Annotated in this window: 2 protein-coding genes, 1 tRNA gene and 1 pseudogene; 1 reads left to right on the top strand and 3 read right to left on the bottom strand. The window is 57.3% G+C overall.

The genetic code is table 11. From position 1 onward, the window contains the following. Positions 1–224 precede the first annotated feature (224 nt). From IGS51_RS10360 to IGS51_RS10350, 3 genes are all read right to left on the bottom strand, one after another. Positions 225–297: transfer RNA gene (locus tag IGS51_RS10360), tRNA-Ala, on the bottom strand. Positions 298–421: 124 nt separating this feature from the next. Beyond that, positions 422–1,783, bottom strand: a complete 1,362-nt coding sequence (locus tag IGS51_RS10355; RefSeq protein ID WP_367279310.1) for a pentapeptide repeat-containing protein — start codon at positions 1,781–1,783, stop codon at positions 422–424. A 125-nt stretch (positions 1,784–1,908) separates the two neighbouring features. Then, a complete protein-coding gene (locus IGS51_RS10350; protein WP_216655307.1) occupies positions 1,909–2,124 on the bottom strand; it encodes a hypothetical protein in 216 nt (71 codons plus the stop codon). A gap of 455 nt (positions 2,125–2,579) precedes the next feature. On the opposite strand from IGS51_RS10350, the pseudogene IGS51_RS10345 reads away from it, so the two are divergent. After that, positions 2,580–3,029: pseudogene (locus IGS51_RS10345) on the top strand (hypothetical protein); the annotation flags it as partial.

Genomic DNA, 3,029 nt, shown 5'->3' with positions numbered 1-3,029 from the left:
CGATTTGGATGTTCATCCATGACTACAATCGCCGTGTCAGAGAGAAGCTAGCAGAACAGGAAGAGGTTGGCTTTTCCTCCGTCCTTTACTAAAAGGCACTACCCAAAATTTAACCAAAATGGACAAAAGTGGCCTAACAGCGTCCGACCCTAGGAACTCGCCAAGGCTCTGAATCACTTTGTTGATGAGGGATACAACCCTTGACCTGTATGCGTTCGAGAGAATGGAGAGTAGGGAACTCGAATCCCTGGCCTCTGCGGTGCGATCGCAGCGCTCTACCAACTGAGCTAACTCCCCGATGGGCATCATTCGTATTGACGCTTCGCTATTTTAGCAGGGAAGCAGGGAGGTGAGGATCTCCTCAAAAAATCTGCCGCTTGAATGCGGAGGGCGATCGCCCCGGTTTCAGTCCCCCTTGCTGCTAGCGGGACGCATCCAGCAGATTGGGAATCCCTTCACAGCCACCGGGAATCGTAGCGCGGGTTTTTTCGCCGCCCCAAGCGCAGCAATACCATCGCAATTCCTCAGACATGCGGGTGGCATTGGTGAAATCGGCATCTTCGATCACTGCCCCCGTGTAGGCTCCCGTCGCGTAATCGGGTGGGTGCGTGCGGCTGCGGGGGGTGGCAGTTTTGGCAGAGCCGTAGAAGAATCGAGTGCTTTGCAAGTCTGCTCCTGCCAAACTCGCTTCGCAGAGAATGGTTCGAGAAAAGTTTGCCTTCACTAGGTCACAATCGCTGAGGTTGGCGCGGATTAGGTTTGCGTCGCTGAGATCAGTCCAGCGCAGGTCAGTGCCCGCCAGATTCGCACCCGCCAGCATCACCCCCAAATCAATCACGCGCACGCCAAAGGTGCGGTCTTCTTCGTAGCCGCCTGCCCCGTCCAGGATGGCGCGGCCCAGCAGGCGATCGCGCTTTAACGGGGTCAACAGGCGCGATCGCGATAGAAACCGAATCACCTTGGCTTTGCCGCCCGCATCAACGCTGCTGAGAATCGCGGCGGTTCGTCCAGCAGCGATCGCCCGCTCCTGGGGCCAATCTTCCAGCAACCCTTCAGAGTCCAGCACCAGTTCAGAGATGCCCTGAAAGTAGGAGTCGATAGTCTGCTGCTGGGTGATTAGGTTTTGCTGAATCGTCAGGTCTTTGGAAATCACATACTGCCGCCAGGCCACATAGACCGCAATCACAGCGATTAAGATCTGCCCGATCGCTCCAAAAACCTCGCCCAGCGCACCCACGGCATCCCAATCCAACTGCGCCGCCCAGGCACTCATCCAGGTTCCCAGAGGGCTAAACCGCACTAGCCCGACCAGCCCAACACTCAGCCCCACTAGGGCGATCGCCAACACCTGCTGTCGAGCCGACAGCATTTCTCGAAAGGCCGCATAGAGATCTTCCCAAACCACCTGCACCGACAGCAGCAGCGCCACTAGCGACCCCACAATGCCCAGCCAGCCCAGGTTAAAGACGAGTCCCACCAGCGTTACGGCGATCGCCACAGCCAGCGCGATTAGCACAGGCTTTTGCTGTCCGGCGGGCAGCGCTTCTAGCTCCTCAGCCCGCATAGGGGCATATTGATTGCCCCGGTCAACTGTGATTAGCCCGCGCTCTCTGGGACTGGCCAGCCGTGTGACCGGGCGGGGGAGCTTGGCCACCTCGTCTTCATCATTGCTGGCAGCAGAAGCAAGAGAAACCGTCAAATCAGGCGCAGCATCGGACGATAGAGGACGCTCTGGCGGGCGCGGCGGTGAGTTGGGGTCGGGCATCGGGGACATCGGAGACATCAGGGCGATCGCAGCTAAAACTTACCGCAGATTCTAGACGCAAACACCAGGGCACGGCGTATCGCTCGCGCTAAAACCGCTCTGGAGGCAGCGCCAAGAGTCTGCCAGAACTGGATGGGCGATCGCTACAGCCCCGGCGGCGCAACAGATTCCGGCGCTTCCCGTTGCACTCGCCCCTGCTGCACGGCACTATGGAGCAGTTGTAGCGCTTTCAGGTCTACTTCGCTCTGCAACTGGCTATTCAGCAGTTGGCGAATCAAGCCTTCGGATTCGACACTCAAGCAGCCAGTCTGGAGCGCGGAGCGGACGAGCCGATCAATCATAGAACCACGGTTAGCCATGACGAGTTCTGGGTAGCTGAGTATGGGGACTTGGGGGACTCTGAGCGCAACCTGACGTGAAATTTGACATGAAGTTTGACAATGGCTTGAGCACAATGACCCAAGCGACCCGTCTGAAAGACCTATCTAAGCAATGGGTCTAAGCGCAACTGCACTGGTGCATGACTGGTGCATGACTGGTGCATTTCACCAAAATCTTTAGAAGTCGGAAAATCTATTCTTAAGTATTTAATGTTAAGCACTTCCGTATTTCCTGGCTTGACGGCGATCGCTCCTAACCCGTGATGCTAAACGCAGACTATGGGTGATATTGATCACAGACAAAATTCGTTAAGTTTCCGCTTCTTTCGATACACTGTGGGTACTCTTGTTCGATGAGACAAGCGATCTGCTAAACCGAGCTTCGGTCGGCGCGGCGGGCGGTTATTTGGTTGAACCCTCAAAGATGTTTTGAAATGGCTATGGACTTGGATACCTTCTCTCAACCGTCTGTACTGCAACTGGCGCGGGCCGGAGATTTTCGGGCGATCGCCTACTGGTTGAACACCTACCTTGTGCCGCAAAATATCTACGCCCGTGTTGCGCTGGATCGGCCCGGCTGGCTACTGGTGATGGTGGAGTTTTTCCGAGAGCCAGAGCGCGATCGCCTCAATCGCTTCATTTGCAGCCGCCTCGTCCGGCTCAACTCCAATTTGATCGAGGGGGTGCGCGTGCTGGGGCGCGTCATGGGGTCTGCCGATATCCGCTGGGATCAGTCCTTTCGGCTGGCCGCTGCGCCCGCGCCAAATCCTGCCCCCCCTCTGGCAAGTGCGCCGCGCCGCAGGACTCAGCGACAACCGATGGGGCGATCGCGACGCCGCACATCTTCTTCGCGCCGCCGAACCCTTGCCCCAGTGCAGCCTGAC

It is taken from the genome of Thermoleptolyngbya sp. M55_K2018_002 (assembly GCF_015295965.1).
Classification (GTDB): Bacteria; Cyanobacteriota; Cyanobacteriia; order Elainellales; family Elainellaceae; genus Thermoleptolyngbya; species Thermoleptolyngbya sichuanensis.
The sequence above is the reverse complement of the archived record's forward strand: the minus strand, read 5'-3'. Positions and strand labels throughout refer to the sequence as shown.